This window comes from Hydrobacter penzbergensis, assembly GCF_900106985.1.
GTDB lineage: Bacteria > Bacteroidota > Bacteroidia > Chitinophagales > Chitinophagaceae > Sediminibacterium > Sediminibacterium magnilacihabitans.
Genome location: NZ_FNNO01000001.1, coordinates 334649 through 357176, shown reverse-complemented (window position 1 = coordinate 357176; position 22528 = coordinate 334649). Strand labels below are relative to the sequence as shown.

Genomic DNA, 22528 nt, shown 5'->3' with positions numbered 1-22528 from the left:
CGGCATCCTTACTTTTTACCAAACAATTTCAAACTATAAAAACTGAAACCATGAATTTAAAAATCAAATCCTTAGCACTGATCGCAGCCGTTTATCTCTTTACAAGCTGCAATAATTCAACCACCGCAGAAAGCGATAAAAAGGAAAGTACAGCACATGAGCATACCGATACTGCTGCTCATGAACATACTACTACTGAGAATACTACAGCCAATACCGGTACTAACTTAATGAGTGTAATGAATAGCATGATGAACAAAATGCACTCCCTGAAAACGACTGGTGATTTTGACGTGGATTGGGCGAATATGATGATAGAACATCATCAGGGTGGCATTGACATGGCACAGGTAGAACTTTCACAAGGCAAGGATGAAAAAATGAAATCGAAAGCACAAGAGATTATCACAAAGCAAAAAGACGAACAACAGAAATTAAGAGCCATTATTAGTAGCTATAAGCCGTCAGGCATGAAGCACGGGGAAGGTGAATTGGAAAAGCACATGAAAGACATGATGAACACGATGCAATCTATGAAAATGAGCGGCGACGTGGATAAAGACTTCGCAACTATGATGATGCACCATCATGAGCATGGAATAGCGATGGCAGCAATGGAAGTAAAAAACGGAATGAATGACGAACTGAAGAAAATGGCACAGAAAAGTATAACGGATCAGGAAAAAGACGTAAAGGAATTTAAAGTATGGTTGAATACTCATAAATAACAACAGAAACAAACAGTATGGAATTTCTTTTTATCAAATGGAATATCAACCCTGAAATCTTCCGTATAGGTGGGTTTGCACTCAGATACTATTCTGTATTGTTTGCTATTGCTTTTCTCCTGGGTTATGTTTTGGTCAAAAGCATGTACCAAAAAGAGCATTTCATTCAGGAGGAACTAAACCCTCTTTTGATTTACCTTATTGCAGGTACAATAATCGGTGCTCGTCTTGGACAAGTATTTTTTTACGAATTCAGTTATTTCAAAACGCATCCTTTAGAAATTATTTTTCCTTTTCGTATCAATAACAAAGGGTTTGAATGGACGGGCTATCAGGGTTTAGCCAGTCATGGCGGTGCCATTGGTATTCTCATCGCACTTGCATTGTACTGCAAAAGATACCATCACAACTTTTTAAGGGTATTGGACAAAGTTGTAATTGCGGTAGCTCTTGCAGGTTTTTTTATCAGAACAGGCAATCTTTTTAACTCTGAAATAATTGGTAAGCCTACTGATGTGTCTTGGGCTTTTATATTTGAAAGAGTTGATTTATTGCCTCGTCATCCATCACAGGTTTATGAGGCTATAGCTTACCTCCTCATCTTTTTTACTTTATGGAGTTTATATCGAAACAAAGGCACTCATCTTAAAAAAGGGTTTTTGTTTGGATTGTTCCTTGTGCTTGTGTTTTCTGCCCGTTTTCTAATAGAGTTTACAAAAGAGGCTCAGGAACCTTTTGAAAAAGCATTGCCTATAAACATGGGTCAAATTCTAAGTCTCCCTTTTATCATTATAGGAACCTATTTCCTTCTTAGAAAGGAACGGATGAATAAAATAAAGAGTAACAGTTCAAAAAAGATATTTTATGGAACATGATCATCACCATCATGAACACGGCGAACATCAACAGGCCAATACCGGGGCTGTTCGGGAAATGAACCACAGCCATCATGCGCACAAGCATGAACCGGGTGCAGAAACGCAGCATGGCAACATGCATGATAAACATGCAGGACATCATACAGAAGATTTTTTAAAGCGGTTTTGGATTTGCCTTGTGCTTACCATTCCGGTACTGTTGCTTTCGCACATGATACAGCAATGGTTAGGTTTTCGCATAAACTTTCCATTCGATAATTATGTGCTTCTGGCATTAAGCAGCGTTATCTACTTCTATGGCGGCTGGCCTTTCCTTGCGGGAATGGTCAGTGAAATAAGGGATAAGGCAATAGGAATGATGACATTGGTTGCTTTGGCCATCTCTGTTGCTTTTATTTATAGTGTAGCCGTTGTATTTGGCTTGCCAGGCATGGATTTCTTTTGGGAGTTGGCCACCTTGATTGACATTATGCTGCTTGGGCACTGGCTGGAAATGCGTTCTCAAATGGCAGCTTCAAGGGCATTGGAAAGTTTGGTGGCGTTGCTTCCTTCCATCGTACACATTGAAAAAGATGGTGAAGTGCACGATAAAAGTTTACAAGAGTTAACAGCCGATGATATTATCGTCATAAAACCGGGAGAAAAAGTTCCGGCGGATGGAATTGTATTGGAAGGCAGCACCTATGTAAACGAAAGTATGCTGACAGGCGAAAGTGTACCGGTGAAAAAGGAAAAAGATACTAAAGTAATTGGTGGCTCTGTGAATGGTGATGGCTCATTGCGAGTTAGAGTAACCGGAACCGGAAGCGATAGTTATCTGAACAAAGTTATCAACCTGGTACAATCTGCACAGGAAGCCAAATCAACTACACAAAACCTTGCGGACAAAGTTGCCAAATGGCTTACCATCATTTCTATAATAGTAGGCGTAGGCACTTTGATTTATTGGCTTAGCGTAGAAAAAGATTTGTCATTTGCATTGGAAAGGATGGTAACCGTGATGGTTACTTCGTGTCCTCATGCTTTAGGTGTAGCTATCCCGTTGGTTGTGGCTTTGTCAACTACCCTGTCTGCAACACACGGCTTATTGATACGCAACCGTACAGCGTTTGAAATGGCGAGGAAGCTCACTACTATCATTTTTGATAAAACAGGAACCCTTACCAAAGGTTCGCATGAAGTTCAAAAAGTAATCCCATTAAGCAATGAGATTGCAGCCGATGAAGTGTTGCAATATGCTGCCGCCATTCAGCAAAATTCCGAACACCATATTGCACACGGTATAATGCGGAAATTGAAAGAAAAGAACCTACCGTTATGGAAGTCAGAAAACTTCAAATACATACAAGGTGTAGGCGTTACAGGAACTGTCAACGGCAAGCATGTAGTAGCTGCCGGTCCAAATTATTTTAAACAAAATCACCTCTCCCTTCCTGCCATTCCATCTACAGTTGACCAAGATGTAGAAACGGTAAATTTTGTTCTGATTAATGATAAGCTCGTAGGTATCATTACTCTGGCGGATAGCATAAGAGAGACATCGGCAGAAGCAGTAAATGCACTAAAGCAAATGCACATCAAATCCTTTCTGCTTACAGGCGATAACGAAAAGATTGCTGCAGCGGTAGCCAACAAATTGGGGATGGATGGGTACTTGGCAAATGTGCTGCCTCACGAAAAACAAGTAAAAGTTAAAGAGTTTCAGGAAAAAGGTGAAATAGTGGCCATGACTGGTGATGGGGTGAATGATGCACCTGCTTTAGCACAGGCAGACGTTGGTATAGCTGTAGGTTCAGGAACCGATGTAGCGGCAGAAACAGCAGATATTATCCTTGTTAATAGTGAGCCAAAAGATGTAGTGCAAATGATTTCTTTTGGCAAGGCTACCTATAAGAAGATGATACAAAATTTGGCTTGGGCGGTGGGGTATAATGTGGTAGCAATTCCGTTAGCAGCCGGCGTGTTGTACCCCTATTTTACCCTAAGTCCGGCAATGGGTGCTGTGTTAATGAGTTTGAGCACTGTTATCGTGGCTATCAATGCAAGTTTACTTAAAGTGAATAACGGTCTAACTAAATAACAGGTATGAAACACATTTTAATGGTTTTGCTTCCTTGTTCATTTCTTTTTGCGTGTAGCAAAGACAAACTCAAAGCTCATTTGCAAATTGAAGTAGCTTCTTATAATACCAAGGTTATAGCTCCTCAGCAGGATTTAGTTATCCAGTTAAAGTTTAGAAATAAGGATGGTGATATTTCGGGAGGCAAGTTTGTTTATATACCCATTCATACGAATAGGCGTCCATTACCACCTGATTTAGTTTTAGCTCCGGTAGCTTCCACAATACCACAATCTCCCGGCAACACAAGCGGCTTCCTGCAACTCAAATTACCGTGGAATTATTTAAACCGCAGTCCAGTTGAGAATGATACTTTTTATTTCCGGTTTGTTGCGGTTGATCGTGCAGGTAACAATAGTGATACACTTAATTCTGACAGAGTTGTCATATTACATTAAAAAAACAAGAAATTATGATAAAAGCAGAACATAAAGACAAGGACTTGGTAGTTGACATACTTACCAAATCGTTTGACGCCAACCAAAGTGTTAACTACATCGTAAAGCAGGATGAAAAACGAGTACAACGGGTTCGCTCGTTAATGGATTATTCTTTTGAGGTCTGTTATTTATTTGGGGATGTGTTTTTATCGGACGATAAGAAAGGCTGTGCGCTGATAACCTATCCTGATAAGAAAAAGACTACTCTCAAATCCATCCTGCTGGATGTTAAGTTGATCCTTTCGGCAGTTGGTTTAAAGAATATTAAGAAAACGCTTGCAAGGGAAGCCAAGATAAACGAGCTACAGTCAAAAGAGCCAAAGTATTACTTATGGTTTATTGGTGTTGATCCCGAACATCAAAATGAAGGCATTGGTAGTATTCTGCTGGATGAAATCATTGAGGATAGTGAACAAAAGCAAAGACCAATCTACCTGGAAACTTCGACTGTGAAAAATTTACCCTGGTATAAGAAGTTCGGCTTTCAGATATACAATGAGCTTGATTTAAGCTACAAGTTATTTTTTCTAAAAAGAGAGTTGAGTAAAAAATAAATCGGATGCTGGTATTTGGAACACAAATGCACATTGTCACATTTATTTTTGTGAGCATAGAAATAGTTATTTTTTTCTACCTGATAATTTATAAGTTAGCCCGACCGGATGATAAGATAACTTTCCTGAATATCGTTTTAATCTTCCTGCTGATAACCTATAACATTACCGGCGGGTTATTGCCCGACCCCAATATGCCGGGGTCATTCTTTATTCAAGAAACTATTGCCTATGCTACAGGATTTATTACGCCTTGCTATTTCCCTTACTACGTTTACAAAGCCTTTGGCTTAGAGAAGATGAAGTTCCATGCCTATAAGGGCGTTTACTTCTTCCTGATTATACCTTATATCATTTTCGTTGTTGTATTTGCCGTATCCGGTAATTTATCAACTGCACAAAACGTGCTTATTCTTCCGGTGCTATATGCTTTATGGGTGATTTTCACTTTGGTTAAAGCTATCAAATATAAGTATGGCAACCTTCTTACAAGTAAAGCATCAAAGGAAGAAGCGACTGTACTCTTTTTAAGCTTAACACCCTGGGTTGGTTTGCCCATCATTGATTACTTCCATTTAGGGCAAGTAGTAGAAGCATCTGTTACTAATACTGGATTTTTGCTTTTGTTAGCTCTACAGGTATCAAGGCACATCAAGCAGACGAGGATAGAACACCAAAGGTTGATTGCATCTGAACGGCAGCTTTTGAACTGGAATACCAACTTGCAGAATGAGGTAGATAAAAGAACGAAGGATCTTGAAAAGGCAAACGAACAAAAGACAAACAATTTTATCAACCTGGTTCACGAAACTAAAACGCCTTTAACCTTGGTGAATAATTACTTGGAAGAGTATATAAACAAGTACGGCTCGGTTGAGGAATTAGAAATAATCAAAGGTGGTGTAGATAAACTTACAAGGGATGTAACCAGCTTATTCGATATTGAAAGGTTTACAAAGGGAATTGATGTATATAATCATAATCAGATAACGAATTTTACTGAAATCATTAAAAGTAGCCTGGTGTTGTTTGAATACTACTGCAAGAAGCAAATCATTTCATGTCACAGGAACATTGAAGAAAATGTTTTCATAAAAGCAGATCCAAACGCTATTGACCGGATAGTAAACAATGTAATAGAAAATGCGATTAAATTTTCTGATAATGAAGGGAAAATTGAAATAACCTTAAAGACTATAGGCGATAAGGTTCATTTCTCCGTTAAAGATGCCGGCATCGGCATACCACCTGATTTGCAAAAGAAAATATTTGAGCCGTATTATCAGATAAATCATAAAAAGACAGGACTGCAAGGTATGGGGCTTGGGCTGCCGATTGTAAAAAAGGTGGTAGATAGCTTGGGAGGACAAGTCCATATTAAAAGTAATCCTGCCGAAGCTCCCGGCACTGAAGTGACCATTATTTTAAATAAGTACGTTCCGGCAGAAAATGAGTTTCCGGCTGCCAATCCTTTAGAATCAAAATTCCGCATTCCTAATACCGAACGCTTTGAGATAGTGGATTCACCTTCTCTTCCCAACCGGCCTTCGATTTTGCTGATAGAAGATAATAAAGCCATGCTTCATTTTCTTTCAAAAAAGCTAAGTGGCAAGTACAACATCTTTTGTTCTTTGAATGGAGCGGAAGCATTGAAAAAACTACATGAATTACCCGTTGTACCAGATTTAATTCTATCCGATATTATGATGGATAAGATGGATGGATTTGCTTTTGCAAAGGTTATTTCTGAGCAGGACGAATATAACCATATCCCGATCATATTTTTAACAGCCAAATCCACGCCAACTGATAAGCTTAAAGGCTTACGCTTAGGAGCTATTGACTTTATTCCAAAGCCGTTTTCCTTTGAGGAGTTAAACCAAAAGATTGACACCGTGCTGAAAAACATTGGTAAGCAGAAAAAAGCAATCCTGAACTTATCAATAGCTAATCTCAAGAACCTCGGCAATGTAAAGGCAGTTCCTGAAGATGTAAAGCTCCCTTTTAACCTTGAGCAGAAATGTAAATCGTACAATCTTACTAACCGGGAAATAGAAATAGTGAAACTTGTATTAAAGGGAACCAAATACAAGGAGATAGCAAAGACCTTATTTATTGCTGACAAGACGGTTGCAACGCATATTCAAAACATCTTTGAAAAAATTGGGGTTTCCAACAAGGTTGAAATGATTAATAAGCTCAGCGACAAGGAATAACCCTCCAATTGACCTCATTGGCGGGCACCCGAAAATCTAAAAAATCCTAAGCCGGGAACATTTTTTCTCAGCCGCCTGAATTAACTGGTTTCAATAGGGCACTTTTAGCGAAATACTTTCTAAACGACTGAATTGCAACACTATTTGCCTCGAAAGCACTTAAAATACTTCTTTTTACTTAGAAAATTAGTAGAAATGCCGTATTCTTTGGATAGGGCTAAATCGGGAAATTTGGCAGATGAGTACTAATTCTACCCAAATTTTCAGCTATGTGTGGAGGATATACATTGGGGTGGCTGGATTCTCTGATTACTGTTTCGCTTAATCCTGAGAAAACCGATCTGAATACCCTTTCAGATGAAGAAATTTGCTCTGTTATCTCTAAGATAAGTGAGGAGAAGGAGAAGCTGTTAACCATTCTAAAAAACCAAATATTTGGCTTGACAAAGGAAAAGCAGATTGCTCTACTTGTTAACCAATCCCATTCCTTGTTAATTATCCTACTGGATCAGGTATTGAAGTACCGGAAGGAGCAAACATTAAACAAAAGACGCCTTAAAGACCTATATAACATCCTGATTACGAGTCTGGAAGAACTACTTTCATTTATAGAAGTACGCTTTTTTGCGTATTTAAGCCTAAATGAACGGGTGCCGGTAACCTACCTTGCTGTAACAGGCAAGGAGCTAAAACAAAGGGTAGATAAGCTGAAAACCAAGTTGTTAGGCCAGGAAACTAATAAGGAGCTTGCCGATATCGTTTTAAATAGCTTATATGGCTTCATAAACCGTCTAAAAGAAGACTTTCCCGTTACTTTCCGGGAGTTATTGTATCAAAAAGATCTGCTTAAAGAATTGGAACTATTAGAACTTCCCCACTGCGAAACTTGCCTTTTTACCACTTTGGACGAACTGCTTATCTTCCTGAACTTCAATAGCAAGTCTTACATCGGTTATTTTACGAGAAGGCTTGCTGAAAGGCTCAATCCAAATGAGGATATTGCCGATAAGCTGGAAATGTTGCTATTTCATTACAAGCAGTTCAACCAAATGCATCGGAAGCCAGGAGTTATTCTAAATCCGCAATACGGCGACCTGAAAACCGAATTAAGCAACTGGTTTGCACAGGAGATATTCTACCTCGAAAAAAGGCTGCATTTAACCATCGTGCCCATAAACGGCGGCACAGAACAAAAAGGCTCAGGAAGCGTTTCCCCAAAGAATGAACCGCAAAAACTGTTGTGTATATTATCGGTGGACCAAATGGCACTTTTGTTACGTGCTGCAGATGATTTAAAGATTATAACGGCTCGTAGTCTCAATGCTGTGTTTAAAAACATCGTTCCGCATTTATCTACTCCTTATCAGGAAAATATATCGTACGATAGCATGCGCAGTAAATCCTATACGGCTGAAACAAGAGATAAGGAGATCATTATCCAAACGCTTCAACAAGTCATTAAAAAGATAAGGGAGTATTAAATGATTATGTCAAAAAAAGCGCCTGGTCGAATGGATGAATGAAAGGAAGGAAGTGAATTGAATGAAGAAATGAGACGGGGCGCAATACTTTTAGCTTACCGGCTGTAAGTCTTTTGCAGGTGTTGAACAATTTTATTGCAGCGGGTAAGCTATATCTGAAAAACATGCAATAGGTATAAACCATAGGAACCTCTTTTTTATCTTGTAACATCCTCTAAAAAGAGGATTTTTTATTTTCTATACCTTTTTTCTTTCTGATTACCAATAGGGTACAACGGGGTACAAAAAAGATACAATCAAAGTTGTACTTGATAGGCGCTTTGTGCTGATGTTCTTTTGTGTAGTCATTAAAGACAAGCCGGATTAACAACTTAATTATCCGGATCATTAGTGAGAACGAAAAAGCGAAGCGTATGTTTACAAACATTTCCTGGACAACCTACATTTTTGTTGTTATCCTCCTTTTAGCAGTATGGTATCTGTTTATAGGTCTGCGGTTTTATTTCAATGACCTGCAAAATCTTTTGGCACGAAAAGGGAAACGGGACGTAGAACTTGCCCATGACGAGAGCTACTCAACGCCAAACGCTGAATTTACATCCGAACAAACGGAAGTTTCAGACACCGACAGTCTTTTCCATAAAGTGGAGAACCTGACAACGAAGCTAAAAGAAACAATTGCAGATGCTTCTTCTAAAAATTACCACAGAGAAGAATTCATCTTCTTACTGCAATTGACCTTAAAGGAATACCCTCATTTGAAAGGCTCACCATACCAGGTAGCCATAAATAATCTTATTATATCCGAATGTGAAAAATATGGCTCCATCCACCTCAGTGCTGAAGAGCAAGTGATGTTATGGAAAGAGGTTGCGTAGTGGTGGCCGGCTTCCTCCCTCTCCGTCCGTGGTGACGGAGAGGCTTCGGGAAGTTTGCAAAAGTGTAAATGTTCAACTTTTAAATAGTGTGTATTATGAAAATGAAGCGAGTGAGTTTTAAAAGTCTATCCCAAAAGCAATGGTTAAGTGTCTGTGCCGTATTAATCTTAACCTCTATCCACATTACCGCAATGGCACAAGATGCGAATGCCGGTATCAACGAAGCCAACACTAAGGTGCGAAGTTATTTTGCGGCAGGTACAAACCTGATGTATGCCGTTGGTGCCATCCTCGGACTGATTGGCGCAGTGAAAGTGTATCAGAAATGGAATTCCGGAGATCCGGATACCTCAAAGGTGGCGGCTGCCTGGTTTGGAAGCTGTGTATTTCTTGTAGTGGTGGCTACTGTTATTAAGTCCTTCTTTGGTGTTTAAGCGCCTAACAAAATCTATGATTATGCAGGAAGTACTAATTGAAAAGCTGCATCAATATATTGCCGAAAACAATCCCGATTTATTGATTGCTCTTCAAGAGAAAGGCAATGTAAGTGGCTATCTGAAAGAAAAGATAGCAGAGATTGATTTGTTGATGAATGAATTACTTGCCATTAATACTCCTGCATACATCATAGAAGAACGCTGTATGGATGAACTCACAAAGGAGCTTCGCCCGTCAAAGTTCAACTACCTGATTTCGGTTTTAGAAGAAGAATTTACATCAACCTATTACAGACTTAAAGAAGGTGGATTGCTCACCTATGAGGTGATAAACCTTATCGAAAGCTGCATACCAGTATTTGAAACCTTTGGTTTTACCCTTGAAAATGAAAACAACCGGTATCTGCGCTATGCCATTATCGGTGCCGTAAAAGAATATTTTGAAAACAAGCAGTGAGAGTGAAAAGTGAAGTATGGCTTATAATCAATTACAAAAGCTTAATGATAACATAGCGGCTATTCGCATTGCACTGGCATGGGATAAAGAAAAAGCATTGGACAGAGCACAGGTAGAAGCCTTACAAAAGTATTCCGGCTTCGGTGGGATAAAAGCCATCTTATACCCTAATGCAGCCAAAGAGGAATGGATTAAACTAAATGCGACAGACGAAGACCTGCGATTGCACCCTAAAATAATAGAGTTGCATGACCTGCTTCAAAATAACTTATCAGGCCATCAATATAAAGAAGCAATCGGCTCAATAAAAAACAGTGTCCTTACAGCTTTCTACACACCGCCAGTTGTACCGCAAACCTTATACGCAACACTAAAAGAGCACGGCATTGAACCTAAAAGGCTATACGAACCCAGCAGCGGTGCGGGCATTTTTATAACGGAAGCAGTTAAATCCTTCCCTTCCCTTGAAAATATAACGGCTGTCGAAAAAGATATACTCACCGGTCAGGTACTGGCTGCGTTAAACAGTTCCTTAGGTGTTTCTGTAAGTACGCACATTGCCGGTTTTGAACAAACTCCGGTAAATGATAACGGCAAGTATGATATCATTGTCAGTAATATTCCCTTTGGAAACTTCTCCGTTTATGATCGGGCATTACCCGACAAAGAGCTTTCCGGTAAAATACACAACTACTTTTTTGCAAAAGGATTGGATAAGATTGCGAAGGGTGGGTTGCTTGCCTACATCACAACGGATGGTTTTTTAAACAACCCTTCTAATCACATTGCCAGGGAATACCTGTTTAACAAGGCTAATTTTATTTCTCTCACCGTAATGCCGGACAACCTAATGAAAAATACCGGCAATACGGAAGCGCCCAGCCATTTACTGATCGTTCAAAAGAATGAAGGCAAGCAAGCATTATCAATAGAAGAAAAATACCTGGTTGCTACGATTGCACAGGAAAATGAATTTGGCTCTTATCACCTAAATCAATACATACACCGCCACCCCGAAATTATCGCCGGTGATGAAGTAAAAGCAGGTAAAAATCAATACGGCAATGCCAACCAAAGCGTATGGCAATATGGAGACATTAACGCCATTGCTACTAAACTCTCCGAAACAATCGGGAAAGGTGTTGAGGCTCGTTTCAATCAAAGTTTATTCAAACAAGCTCTATCCCTTTCTATGGCAGGGACAGAAACTGCACGTAAGCAGCTTACTTTCTTGCCCGTGCCTGAAGACAGAACCCAAAGGGCGAATGTGCAGTTAGGCTTGTTCGACAGCACACCCGCTGAAAGTATTAACCGGGCAATGGCATACGTGAGTGAGCTGGACAGTAAGGTGGTTCAAAAAGACACGGCACGCATCGTCAGTATGGTTAAGACCACTGCAAAACCTGAACACGAAAGCATAGTTTTCGTTACTGCTAAAGCCTTTGCTTCCAAGCAATATGTCTATAAACTTTATTCTAACGTTGAAGAAATTGCTTTCCCGGCAAACTGGCAGAATGCGGCAGGCATAAACTATGAATTAAGAGGGCTTGCTTTAAAACTACAGGATTATGGTCATGGCTATACCTACGAAGGAGACAAAGCGCTTCAAGCAGCTTTTGGGTTGGAACGCAACCAGCCGGAACTATTTACCAATCTCAAACCTTTCTATAAGGCAGGAACCCTCGTTGTCCATAATGGTGAAATTGGAAGTATTGGTCATCCAGATGCTGAATTCAAGCAGGCAAGTTTTCAACCTTTTTTCTCCGGTCAGCGGGATAAGGGATTTTACGAGCAATACATTACCCTTAGGGATAGCTATCTGGAATTAGCTCAAAAAGAAGTTTCAAATAATGTAGAGTATGCCGGGCTAAGAGACACTTTGCAAAATAGCTATGAAAAGTTTGTTAGTCAATACGGATTACTCAATTATCCTAACAACCGCAAATTAATTGCAAACGATACGGCTTTTGGCTTTACCATTCTTTCTTCTTTGGAACGCAAAGAAGGCGAACGATACCTACCTGCTGATGTATTGACGCAGTCGCTTCATCACAAGGAAGAACAATTCCGCACCGATAATCCTATTGAAGCTCTTGCCCAATGTTTGAATGAAAACGGTAAAGTTGAAATTCGTTTTATTGAAGCGGCTACAGGTTTATCCGAAGCAGAAATCATCGCCAAACTGGAAGGGCATATCTACCTCAATCCGTTACAAAATGCGTGGGAAACAGTTGACCAATATTTATCCGGAAATGTAGTAGAGAAACTTCGTATTGCGCAAGAAAAAGCGTCTGTATATCCGGACGATGTTCAAATACAAAAGAGCCTTGAGGCCATTACCAAAATTCAACCGGAAAAAATACCTTTTGAGCTGCTTGATTTTAACTTAGGCGAACGCTGGATACCTACTTCTTATTATAATCGTTTTGCTTCCGAACTGTTCGAGCTAAATACCAGCGTTAATTATTTTCAATCGGTAGATACTTTCAAAGTCAATACACAGGGATATAATGCCAAAGTATCACAAGAATATGCAGTTACCCCTAAGAGTGGCAGGACAACCTATGGAAATGCCCTTCTGGAACATGCCCTGGAGAACACAACACCTTTCTTTACTTATGAAGTAAAGGGACCGGATGACAAAACTATTCGTTTACCGGACAATGAAGCGATACAACTTGCCCACCAGAAAATTGAAACCATTCGTAACGGCTTTATCACCTGGTTACAGGACTTGCCCCAAGCAGATAAAAAGCACTTAGAAACACTTTATAACAATACATTCAATTGCTATGTGCTTCGCCAGTATAACGGAGAACACCTGACCTTTCCCGGTTTAGAGAAAAAGAATTTAGGAATTGAGGATTTATACAGCTCGCAGAAAAATGCAGCATGGCGTATTATTCAAAATCGTGGTGCCTTAATAGATCACGAAGTAGGATTAGGCAAAACACTTACCATGATTGTTTCTGCCCACGAGATGAAACGATTGGGTATTGTACACAAGCCAATGATACTGGCTCTAAAAGCGAACATCAACCAGATTACCGAAACGTACCGCAAAGCCTATCCAAATGCGAAAATTTTAGCACCAGGTGAAAACGACTTTACACCTCAAAAAAGAATGCGCCTGTTTCATGAAATTAAAAACAACAATTGGGACTGCATCATTTTGACACATGACCAGTTTGGTAAAATACCACAATCACCAGAGATACAACGGCAAATTTTCCAAAACGAGTTGGATAATGTAGAACGTGATTTGGAAACATTGAAGGATTTGGGCGGCGACATATCCAAGAAGATGCTCAAAGGGCTGGAAGTAAGAAAGAATAATCTACAGGGAAAGTTAAAGACAATCATCAATGACATCGAGCAAAAGAAGGATGCAGGCATCAACTTTAAGGAATTAGGTGTTGACCACTTGTTTGTAGATGAAGCTCACAAGTTTAAGAACCTGACTTTTACCACAAGACATGACCGGGTTGCCGGCATCGGCAATATGGAAGGAAGTCAAAAAGCACTCAATATGCTTTTTGCGGTTCGCACTTTACAACAAAAGTTTGATGCCGATTTGTGTGTTACGTTCTTATCCGGTACGCCCATTTCTAATAGCCTTACCGAAATGTATTTGCTGTTTAAATATCTCCGTCCTAAGGAAATGGAAAAGCAGCATATTGAAAACTTTGATGGCTGGGCTGCGGTATTTGCAAGAAAGACAACGGACTTTGAATTTTCCGTTACCAACGAAATCATTGCCAAAGAACGTTTTCGCCATTTCATTAAAGTACCGGAACTGGCTTTGTTTTATAATGAGATTACCGATTATAAAACAGCGAAGCATATCAACTTAGCTAAACCTAATTTGGATGAAACTCTCGTTAACATCAAACCTACACCGGAACAAACCGCCTTCATTGGAAAGCTGATGCAATTTGCTAAAACCGGTGATGCCACTCTTATAGGCAGGGCGCCGCTTACTGCTGAAGAAGACAAGGGCAGGATGCTAATTGCCACCAATTATGCCAAGAAAATGGCTGCCGATATGCGGTTGATAGACAGTAATGTTTATGGTGATCATCCTGACTGCAAGGTTAGTGTATGTGCCCGCAAAGTGGCAGAACTATACAGGCAAAGTGCAGAACACAAAGGCACCCAAATCATCTTTAGTGATATTGGCACTCCCAAGCCAAATGAGTTCAATATCTATGATGCCCTGAAAGAGAAGCTAATCAGAGACTTCAATATACCGGCACATGAAGTCACTTTCATTCACGATTGGACAGACAAGCAAAAGCCAGAGTTGTTCCGTAAAATGAACAATGGACAAATCCGTGTGCTCATTGGCAGTACAGACAAAGCAGGAACAGGACTGAATGTACAACATCGTGTTATAGCAATGCATCATGTTGATATTCCCTGGAAACCTGCCGAACTGGAACAACGTAATGGACGTGGTGCAAGGCAAGGTAATATCATAGCGAGAGATTATTATGGCAATAAGGTACAGAACTTCATTTACGCAGTAGAACAATCGTTGGACAACTACAAGTTCAACCTACTAAAGAACAAGCAAACCTTCATCAGTCAAATGAAGAATTGTGAGCTTAACATCCGCACCATTGATGAAGGAGCTATAGATGAGAAAAGCGGGATGAATTTTTCTGAATACATCGCTATTCTTTCGGGTGATACTTCGCTGCTGGAAAAATCAAAATTGGAAAAGAAAGTGGCGGTGATGGAAAGCCTGAAAACTGCTCATTACCGTGAAGTATCCCGTTCCAAGTTTCAACTGGAAAATCTTCATCATGAAAAAGAAAGCACCATAGAAACATTGCAAAAGCTAACTGCAGACGGTAAGGTTTATAAAGACAATCTGCGCTACGACAAAGAAGGCATAAAAGAAAATCCTGTCCAGCTTAAAGGCATCAACACAGCCGATCCCGAAGCCATTGGCAAACACCTAATAAAGCTCTATCAAAACTGGAAGCCAACGGATGAAGCAAAGATTGGCAGCCTGTACGAATTTGATTTGTATATCCGTCAGCAACGGGAAGCTGTTGAAGAAAAAGATGGGTTTGGATATAAATACTATAATACGCTGTACGCAGAACGTGCCGAAAGCGGTATTAAATACACCTATAACAACGGGCATCCTAATACCGATAATCCAAAGCTTGCTGCACGTTACTTTCTTAATGCCATTGACCGTGTAGAAGCATTGAAAGAAAAATACCAGAACCATTTGAACGAATTGGAAAAAAATATTCCGATGGTGGCAGCCCTGGCTACTAAACTCTTCGAGAAGGAAACTCAACTCGTACAGATGAAAAGCGAATTATCGAAAATGGAAAGAGAGATAGCTATCAAAATACAGGAAAACCAAATGAAGCAAAATAGCTTGCTGGACACGAATAAGCCACAGCAGGAAAATACTTTACCTAAAGAAACGCCAATCATACAAATGATGCCCAAAGGGGCTACACCGCTGCAAGTAGCGATGGCCAAAGTAAACGGAGCTGCAGTAAACGGTAAAGAGCATTACGGGGAAAATCAAATGGAGCAGACATACATAAAACGCAGTAATAGATTTAAACTTTAAAATAAAGAAGCTATGAGCAACAGTGTTTATTCAATCAATAAAGGCATTAACAAAAGCATTGAATTCAAAGGTTTAAAGGCACAGTACATCTGGTATTTCGGTGGGGGTGTAATTGCCTTACTCATCTTGTTCGCCATTCTGTACATTATTGGTATAAACTCGTTTGTGTGCATTGGCATTATACTAACCCTCGGAACTATACTAACCATAAAAATCTATGCATTAAGCAACACCTACGGCGAATACGGAATGATGAAAAAGCTGGCAAAGCGAAGTATTCCCAAAGTAATTAAATCTAAAAGCAGGTCCGCTTTCCTGCATAGAAAATAAAGAAAAAAAGAGGAAATTATTAAAAGGTAAATCAGTGAGTATGGAAAAGCAGTTGCATGAAATTTTACCAATTCTTGGTGTGGAACATGATTGTATCCTTTCCAAACAGGGTGATATAACCATTGTGTTCCGGGCAGAGTTGCCGGAAATATTCACCTTATCTGACCAAGAATACGAAGCTTTTCATCAGGCATGGGTGAAAGCCATCAAGGTGTTGCCGAAGTTGTCTGTATTTCACAAACAGGACTGGTTTATAGATAGCAAGTATAAACCCGACTTCACCAAAGATGATGTTAGTTTTTTAACACAAAGCAGCGAACGGTTTTTTACGGAACGTCCCTTTTTAGATCATAGCTGTTACATCATGCTCACGAAAAAGCCTACTGGCAGAAAATTGTCCAGTTCTCTTTTCTCGAACCTGCTTCGTAAATCCATCGTCCCAGAACAAACGCTTAAACCTCAATTATTACAGGACTTCCTTGACAGTGCCGGGCAGTTTAAACGCATTTTGGAAGACAGCGGCTTCGTGCAGCTTACCCGGCTTAAAAGTGACGAACTACAAAGCCATAGCCGTAAAATGGGGTTGATTGAGCGGTACTGCTACCTATGCGAAAAAGAGAACAGCATCGTGTTCAAGGACATAAAATTAGAGAACGGGTTACAGGTCGGTGATCAATATTCTCAGCTTTACACGTTGGGTGATGCTGAGGATTTGCCAGCGTTGTGTGGTTCACGGATAAACTTTGACCGGTACTCCACAGACAAGACAAAATTCAGTGTGGGTTTTGCTTCAACATTAGGACAACTGCTATCGTGCAACCATATTTACAACCAGTATATTTTTATCGAAGATGCACAAAAAACCCTGCAAAAGCTGGAAAGTAAACGGTTACGGTTGCAATCGCTATCTGCCTATTCAAGGGAAAATTCAATCGCCAGGGATGCAACCAATGATTTCCTAAATGAAGCCATCAGCCAGCAAAGACTTCCTGTAAAAGCGCATTTTAATGTGCAGGTATGGACGGATAAAAAAGAGGAATTAAAGGATTTAAAGAACCTTGTTTCCTCTGCTTTGGCACAGATGGACGCCGCTGCTAAACAAGAGACAGCAGGTGCTCCGCAAATATGGTGGGCAGGCATTCCCGGCAACGAAGCTGATTTTCCCATGAACGACACCTTCGATACGTTCGCTGAACAAGCCACCTGCTTTCTGAACCTTGAAACAAACTACCGTTCCTCTCTAAGTCCCATAGGCATCCGCTTGGGAGATAGATTAACAGGTAAGCCGGTGCATGTGGACATCAGCGATGAGCCGGTGAAAAGAGGGTTATGCACGAACCGGAATAAATTCATATTGGGTCCCTCCGGTAGTGGTAAATCTTTTTTTACCAACCACATGGTTAGAAGCTATTATGAGCAAGGAACCCATATTGTCTTGGTGGACGTTGGGCATAGTTACAAAGGATTATGCGACATGGTGAACGGATACTACTTCACCTATGATGAAAAGAACCCTATCCGCTTTAACCCATTTTACATTGGGGAAGGTGACAGCCTGGATACAGAGAAGCGGGAAAGCATCAAAACATTGCTCTTGGCACTATGGAAGAAGGACAATGAAACCTTCAATCGTTCCGAATATGTGGCTCTATCCAATGCGTTGCAGCTTTATTATGAAAAGTTAGAAAAGAACGCAAACATCTTTCCCTGTTTCAACAGCTTCTACGACTTTTTAAGAGATGAATTTGTAGAGAAGCTGGCAACTGATAATGTGAAAGAGAAAGATTTTGATGTCAATAACTTCCTATACGTGCTGAGGCCCTATTACAAAGACGGTGAGTTTGATTATCTGCTGAATGCCACTGAAAACTTGGAATTGCTTACCGAACGCTTTATTGTTTTTGAATTAGACAACATTAAAGACCATCCTATTCTATTCCCCGTGGTTACCATCATTATTATGGAAGTCTTTATTTCAAAGATGCGCAAGCTGAAGGGCGTTCGTAAAATGATACTCATTGAGGAAGCGTGGAAAGCTATCGCAAAGGAAGGTATGGCTGAATACATCAAATACTTGTTTAAAACGGTGCGGAAATTCTTTGGAGAAGCAATTGTTGTAACACAAGAAGTAGAAGACATCATTAGTTCTCCTGTAGTGAAGCAAGCCATTATCAATAACAGCGACTGCAAAATCTTATTAGACCAAAGTAAGTACCAAAACAAGTTTGAGCAAATACAGGAGCTATTAGGGCTGACTGAAAAAGAAAAAGCTTTGGTTCTTTCAGTGAATAAAGCGAACGACCCTACCAAAAAGTATAAAGAGGTTTTTGTTTCACTCGGCGGTATGCTTTCAAAGGTGTATCGTACAGAAGTTTCACCTGAAGAATACCTCGCATATACAACCGAAGAAACGGAAAAAGTAAAAGTAATGCAATATGCCAAAAAGTATGGCAGTATTCAAAAAGGAATTGCCGCATTGACAAGAGATACGAAAACAAGCAAGTAATACTAACATTTAAAATTTGTAATAATGAAAAAGCTATTGTTCGTATTGGTATTACTGGGAATAGCAACCATAGCACCGACGTACCGATCACAGGCTCAAATTCCGATTGCGGAAATTATTAAAGCAGCCGTTGTAAAAGTTATTAAAGCTGTTGACTTGAAAATTCAACGGTTGCAGAATAAAACTATTTGGCTGCAGAATGCACAGAAGACACTGGAAAATACCATGTCAAAGCTAAAGCTGGATGAAATTACCAATTGGGTTGAGAAGCAGAAGCAATTGTACAAGGATTATTATGAAGAACTGCAAAAGGTAAAAGCGATTATCTCCTATTACAAACGAATTAAAGAAATCACGGAAAAGCAGGTGCACTTAGTGGAGGAATACAAAAGAGCCTGGGGATTGTTTAAGCAGGATAACCATTTTTCAGCCGAAGAGCTTTCCTACATGAGTAGGGTTTATTCTGGTATTCTTGATGAAAGTGTGAAGAACCTTGACCAAATATTCGTAGTCATCAACTCTTTTCAAACGCAAATGAGCGATGCAAAACGTCTTGAAATCATCAATGCAGCCGCTGACCGGATAGAGGTTAATTACAACGATTTGAAAACATTTAATCAGCAAGGTATTGTCATAAGTCTTCAAAGAGCGAAATCGCAAAACGACGTGGACGTAGTAAAGAAACTTTACGGCATTCAATAATCTTTATAAAATAAGTTGTATGAAAAGGCTACTCATTTTACTATTGTTCGCCATCCTTTCTTCGGGCACGAAGGCACAAACATTTGCCGAATGGTTCCGGCAAAAAGCAACGCAGAAAAAATACCTGCTACAACAGATTGCTGCCTTACAGGTGTACATCGGTTATGTGCAAAAAGGCTATTCCATAGCCAGACAAGGCTTAAACACCATAAGCGATATTAAGCACGGTGAGTTTAATCTGCACAAAGATTACTTCAACTCGTTAAAAACGGTTAACCCTAAAATCAAAAATTATAGCAAGGTTGCAGACATTGTTGTATTGCAGGTAAACATTGTAAAAACTTACAAAGAAGCAGTAAAACAGGTAAGACAAAGTGGGTCGTTCAATGTAGATGAAATCAGCTATGTAAACGGCGTTTTTGAACGATTACTGGACGACTGCACCAAAACTATAGATGCATTAATAGCAGTTACCACAAGCGGTGAATTGGAGATGAAAGACGATGAACGATTGAAACGAATAGATGCACTTTATAGCGACATGCAAGATAAATACACATTTGTACAAGCCTTTTCCAATGAAGCAAAGCTGCTTGCAGCTTTACGCATCAGGGAGCAAAGCGACATTCAAACAATGCGTATTCTCAATGGTATAAAAAACTAATGGTATGAAAAAGATAATTCTCATTTTTATTTTATTAAGCACATGCCTAACATCTAAGCTATCTGCGCAAAGCGAAGAAGTGCAACAGTTGTTACTAAATGTCGAGAAGCTGGCACAATTCAAGCAAATCCTTAGTGATCTTAAGAAAGGCTATCAAATAGTCAGTGTTGGTTATTCTACCATAAAAGATTTGTCGCAGGGGAATTTCAATCTGCATAAAACTTTTTTAGATGGGCTAATGATGGTAAGTCCTACTGTAAAAAAATACAAACGGATAGCTGACATTATCAATAATCAACTACTAATTGTAAAAGAGTACAAAACTGCTTTTAATCGCTTTAAACAGGATGGCAACTTCAATCCCGGAGAGATTGAGTACTTGGGCAAAGTATATGGCAATTTGTTTAAACAAAGTCTGAACGACCTTGATGAACTAATGATGATTATAACCGATAGTAAGCTACGGATGTCGGATGATGAACGGTTGGAGGCAATAGACCAGGTTTTTAGCAAAATGCAGGACAAGCTGCTGTTTCTGCGGCATTTTAATAACAATACAACGATACTGGCATTGCAAAGAGCCAGGGAAAAGAACGATGCAGCCACTATGCAGAAAATCTATGGTATAAACAAGTAAACTTTTACATATGACAAAGTGGATAAGAGCTGCTTTAATAGCAGCAGTGGGAATGGTATTGCCTCAACTTTCGCATGCGCAGGGTGTTGCGGACGAGATACACGGACTTCAGAGCGTTTTGGATCAGCTATACGATGAGATGTTGCCGTTATGCAGTAAGCTCATAGGCGTAGGGCAAGGCATTGCAGGGTTTGCAGCAACCTGGTACATCGCTTCAAGAGTATGGCGGCATATTGCCAATGCAGAGCCGATTGATTTCTATCCCTTGTTCCGGCCCTTCGTGATTGGATTTGCAGTAATGATTTTCCCCTCTGTTTTAGGAATGATTAACGGCGTCATGAAGCCAACGGTTACTGCTACAGCAAGTATGGTAACGGACTCGGATAAAGCTATTGCAGAACTCTTAAAGCAAAAGGAAGAAGCCATTAAAACAACCAAAGCCTGGCAAATGTATGTGGGTGAGACAGGCAGCGGCGATAGGGAGAAGTGGTATAAGTACACGCATCCCGATGACCCTACGGGTGCAAATGAGGGCATCTTTGAAGGCATTGGCAATGACATCAAGTTTGCCATGTCCAAAGCCTCTTACAATTTTCGTAATTCCATCAAAGAATGGATGAGCGAAGTGTTACGGGTACTATTTGAAGCGGCTGCACTTTGCATCAATACCTTACGAACGTTTCAGCTCATCGTACTGGCCATATTGGGCCCTTTGGTATTTGGTATTGCTGTCTTTGACGGATTTCAGCATACACTAACTGTATGGTTAGCCCGCTACATAAACATTTTCTTGTGGTTGCCCGTCGCCAACATATTTGGTGCTATCATCGGCAAGATACAAGAGAAAATGCTGAAAGTTGACCTTAGCCAGATACAATCGAATGGCGATACTTTCTTCAGTTCAACCGACGCCGCATATCTCATTTTCCTCATTATTGGTATCGTGGGGTATTTCACTGTTCCTTCTGTTGCCAACTATATCGTGAATGCAGGTGGTGGCGGAGCAATGGTACAAAAAGTAACAAGTCTGTTCAGCACTACATCCAGGACAGCGGTAAATACGATGTCAGGCAGTGCCGGTATGGTAGCGGATGCAATGGGCAATGCTGCTGGTAGGATAAGCAGCAGTATGAGCAGCTACGGAATGAATTCGGGTTATTTCAATGAAAGCGGCTCTACCGGCAATTCCAGTTACATGCAGGATAAAATTTCAGGTAAATCTTCAACCTGAAAACCTGTAACACAAAATACAACTTTTTGAAAACAACAATCTAATTGGTCATGTTTCAACAAATGAAAAACATAGATACAGCCTTTCGCAGCATACGCAGTTTTGCCGTCATTGTCGTAATCGGTTCTGTTTCCCTTTGTGGTTTTACACTGTACAAGAGTTTCAGGCTGGTTGCTGAAATGCAAAACAAGATATACATTCTCGCTAACGGGAAAGCTTTGGAAGCATATGCGTCGGATAGGAAAGAAAATATTCCTGTTGAAGCCAGGGATCATGTCAGGATGTTTCATCAATACTTTTTTACACTTGACCCTGATGAAAAAGTAATACAGGCAAACATTACCAAAGCGCTTTATCTCGCCGATGCTTCTGCCAAACGGGAATATGATAATCTAAAAGAGAATGGATACTACGCCAACATCATTGCCGGTAATATCAGCCAGCAAATCAAAGTAGATAGCGTAATGGTAAACACAAACGAGTACCCGTATTATTTCCGGTGCTATGCTACACAAAACATCATAAGGACTACAAGCACTGTATCACGAAGCTTAATTACGGAAGGTTACATGCGAAACGTGAGCCGTTCGGATAATAACCCGCATGGCTTCCTTATCGAACGTTGGACTACTATAGAAAACAGGGATTTAAAAATTGAAAATCGCTAA

At 40.1% G+C, this 22528-nt stretch carries 18 protein-coding genes; all 18 read left to right on the top strand.

Annotated features, from left to right (window positions below; translation table 11 throughout):
* The first annotated feature begins 50 nt into the window (after positions 1-50).
* Entirely contained in the window at positions 51-728 is a 678-nt protein-coding gene (locus BLU98_RS01650; protein WP_257574633.1) for a DUF305 domain-containing protein, read from the top strand.
* Between the two features lie 17 nt (positions 729-745).
* Positions 746-1603, top strand: a complete 858-nt coding sequence (gene lgt / locus BLU98_RS01645; RefSeq protein WP_092721487.1) for a prolipoprotein diacylglyceryl transferase — start codon at positions 746-748, stop codon at positions 1601-1603.
* Positions 1593-3686, top strand: a complete 2094-nt coding sequence (locus BLU98_RS01640) for a heavy metal translocating P-type ATPase (RefSeq protein WP_092721486.1) — start codon at positions 1593-1595, stop codon at positions 3684-3686. Before lgt ends, BLU98_RS01640 begins: the two co-directional genes overlap by 11 nt.
* Before the next feature lie 5 nt (positions 3687-3691).
* Positions 3692-4123 carry a hypothetical protein gene (locus BLU98_RS01635; RefSeq protein ID WP_092721485.1) on the top strand — a complete coding sequence of 144 codons (432 nt, stop codon included), beginning with the start codon at positions 3692-3694 and terminating at the stop codon, positions 4121-4123.
* Positions 4124-4137: 14 nt separating this feature from the next.
* Positions 4138-4719 (top strand): GNAT family N-acetyltransferase, encoded by a 582-nt coding sequence (locus BLU98_RS01630; protein ID WP_092721484.1) that lies wholly within the window; start codon positions 4138-4140, stop codon positions 4717-4719.
* 5 nt (positions 4720-4724) lie between these two features.
* A complete protein-coding gene (locus tag BLU98_RS01625; protein WP_092721483.1) occupies positions 4725-6935 on the top strand; it encodes an ATP-binding response regulator in 2211 nt (736 codons plus the stop codon).
* Between the two features lie 269 nt (positions 6936-7204).
* A complete protein-coding gene (locus BLU98_RS01620; protein WP_092721482.1) occupies positions 7205-8416 on the top strand; it encodes a hypothetical protein in 1212 nt (403 codons plus the stop codon).
* A 413-nt stretch (positions 8417-8829) separates the two neighbouring features.
* Positions 8830-9294 (top strand): hypothetical protein, encoded by a 465-nt coding sequence (locus tag BLU98_RS01610; protein WP_092721480.1) that lies wholly within the window; start codon positions 8830-8832, stop codon positions 9292-9294.
* Positions 9295-9389: 95 nt separating this feature from the next.
* Positions 9390-9728, top strand: a complete 339-nt coding sequence (locus BLU98_RS01605) for a DUF4134 domain-containing protein (RefSeq protein ID WP_092721479.1) — start codon at positions 9390-9392, stop codon at positions 9726-9728.
* A gap of 22 nt (positions 9729-9750) precedes the next feature.
* Positions 9751-10188, top strand: a complete 438-nt coding sequence (locus BLU98_RS01600) for a hypothetical protein (RefSeq protein ID WP_092721478.1) — start codon at positions 9751-9753, stop codon at positions 10186-10188.
* Between the two features lie 16 nt (positions 10189-10204).
* The gene (locus BLU98_RS01595) at positions 10205-15790 is read left to right on the top strand and encodes a helicase-like domain-containing protein (protein WP_092721477.1); all 5586 of its coding nucleotides are present in this window, start codon (positions 10205-10207) and stop codon (positions 15788-15790) included.
* A 12-nt stretch (positions 15791-15802) separates the two neighbouring features.
* Positions 15803-16120, top strand: a complete 318-nt coding sequence (locus BLU98_RS01590) for a DUF4133 domain-containing protein (protein WP_092721476.1) — start codon at positions 15803-15805, stop codon at positions 16118-16120.
* A 40-nt stretch (positions 16121-16160) separates the two neighbouring features.
* Positions 16161-18626, top strand: a complete 2466-nt coding sequence (locus tag BLU98_RS01585) for a TraG family conjugative transposon ATPase (RefSeq protein ID WP_092721475.1) — start codon at positions 16161-16163, stop codon at positions 18624-18626.
* A 24-nt stretch (positions 18627-18650) separates the two neighbouring features.
* The gene (locus tag BLU98_RS01580; protein WP_257574632.1) at positions 18651-19328 is read left to right on the top strand and encodes a conjugal transfer protein TraI; all 678 of its coding nucleotides are present in this window, start codon (positions 18651-18653) and stop codon (positions 19326-19328) included.
* A gap of 19 nt (positions 19329-19347) precedes the next feature.
* Positions 19348-19992 carry a hypothetical protein gene (locus BLU98_RS01575; RefSeq protein ID WP_092721473.1) on the top strand — a complete coding sequence of 215 codons (645 nt, stop codon included), beginning with the start codon at positions 19348-19350 and terminating at the stop codon, positions 19990-19992.
* Positions 19993-19996: 4 nt separating this feature from the next.
* Entirely contained in the window at positions 19997-20629 is a 633-nt protein-coding gene (locus tag BLU98_RS01570; RefSeq protein ID WP_092721472.1) for a hypothetical protein, read from the top strand.
* A 10-nt stretch (positions 20630-20639) separates the two neighbouring features.
* Complete coding sequence (gene traJ, locus BLU98_RS01565; RefSeq protein ID WP_092721471.1) at positions 20640-21860, top strand: conjugative transposon protein TraJ; 1221 nt, start codon at positions 20640-20642, stop codon at positions 21858-21860.
* A 62-nt stretch (positions 21861-21922) separates the two neighbouring features.
* The gene (traK, locus tag BLU98_RS01560) at positions 21923-22528 is read left to right on the top strand and encodes a conjugative transposon protein TraK (protein WP_257574631.1); all 606 of its coding nucleotides are present in this window, start codon (positions 21923-21925) and stop codon (positions 22526-22528) included.

What these genes read in the sequence shown, in the direction of transcription:
- BLU98_RS01630 (WP_092721484.1), top strand. Translation starts at nt 4,138, where the DNA reads ATGATAAAAGCAGAACATAAAGACAAGGACTTGGTAGTTGACATACTT.
- BLU98_RS01610 (WP_092721480.1), top strand. Translation starts at nt 8,830, where the DNA reads ATGTTTACAAACATTTCCTGGACAACCTACATTTTTGTTGTTATCCTC.
- BLU98_RS01650 (WP_257574633.1), top strand. Translation starts at nt 51, where the DNA reads ATGAATTTAAAAATCAAATCCTTAGCACTGATCGCAGCCGTTTATCTC.
- traK (WP_257574631.1), top strand. Translation starts at nt 21,923, where the DNA reads ATGAAAAACATAGATACAGCCTTTCGCAGCATACGCAGTTTTGCCGTC.
- BLU98_RS01580 (WP_257574632.1), top strand. Translation starts at nt 18,651, where the DNA reads ATGAAAAAGCTATTGTTCGTATTGGTATTACTGGGAATAGCAACCATA.
- BLU98_RS01635 (WP_092721485.1), top strand. Translation starts at nt 3,692, where the DNA reads ATGAAACACATTTTAATGGTTTTGCTTCCTTGTTCATTTCTTTTTGCG.
- BLU98_RS01570 (WP_092721472.1), top strand. Translation starts at nt 19,997, where the DNA reads ATGAAAAAGATAATTCTCATTTTTATTTTATTAAGCACATGCCTAACA.
- lgt (WP_092721487.1), top strand. Translation starts at nt 746, where the DNA reads ATGGAATTTCTTTTTATCAAATGGAATATCAACCCTGAAATCTTCCGT.
- BLU98_RS01595 (WP_092721477.1), top strand. Translation starts at nt 10,205, where the DNA reads ATGGCTTATAATCAATTACAAAAGCTTAATGATAACATAGCGGCTATT.
- BLU98_RS01625 (WP_092721483.1), top strand. Translation starts at nt 4,725, where the DNA reads ATGCTGGTATTTGGAACACAAATGCACATTGTCACATTTATTTTTGTG.
- BLU98_RS01585 (WP_092721475.1), top strand. Translation starts at nt 16,161, where the DNA reads ATGGAAAAGCAGTTGCATGAAATTTTACCAATTCTTGGTGTGGAACAT.
- BLU98_RS01605 (WP_092721479.1), top strand. Translation starts at nt 9,390, where the DNA reads ATGAAAATGAAGCGAGTGAGTTTTAAAAGTCTATCCCAAAAGCAATGG.
- BLU98_RS01600 (WP_092721478.1), top strand. Translation starts at nt 9,751, where the DNA reads ATGCAGGAAGTACTAATTGAAAAGCTGCATCAATATATTGCCGAAAAC.
- BLU98_RS01640 (WP_092721486.1), top strand. Translation starts at nt 1,593, where the DNA reads ATGGAACATGATCATCACCATCATGAACACGGCGAACATCAACAGGCC.
- BLU98_RS01620 (WP_092721482.1), top strand. Translation starts at nt 7,205, where the DNA reads ATGTGTGGAGGATATACATTGGGGTGGCTGGATTCTCTGATTACTGTT.
- BLU98_RS01575 (WP_092721473.1), top strand. Translation starts at nt 19,348, where the DNA reads ATGAAAAGGCTACTCATTTTACTATTGTTCGCCATCCTTTCTTCGGGC.
- BLU98_RS01590 (WP_092721476.1), top strand. Translation starts at nt 15,803, where the DNA reads ATGAGCAACAGTGTTTATTCAATCAATAAAGGCATTAACAAAAGCATT.
- traJ (WP_092721471.1), top strand. Translation starts at nt 20,640, where the DNA reads ATGACAAAGTGGATAAGAGCTGCTTTAATAGCAGCAGTGGGAATGGTA.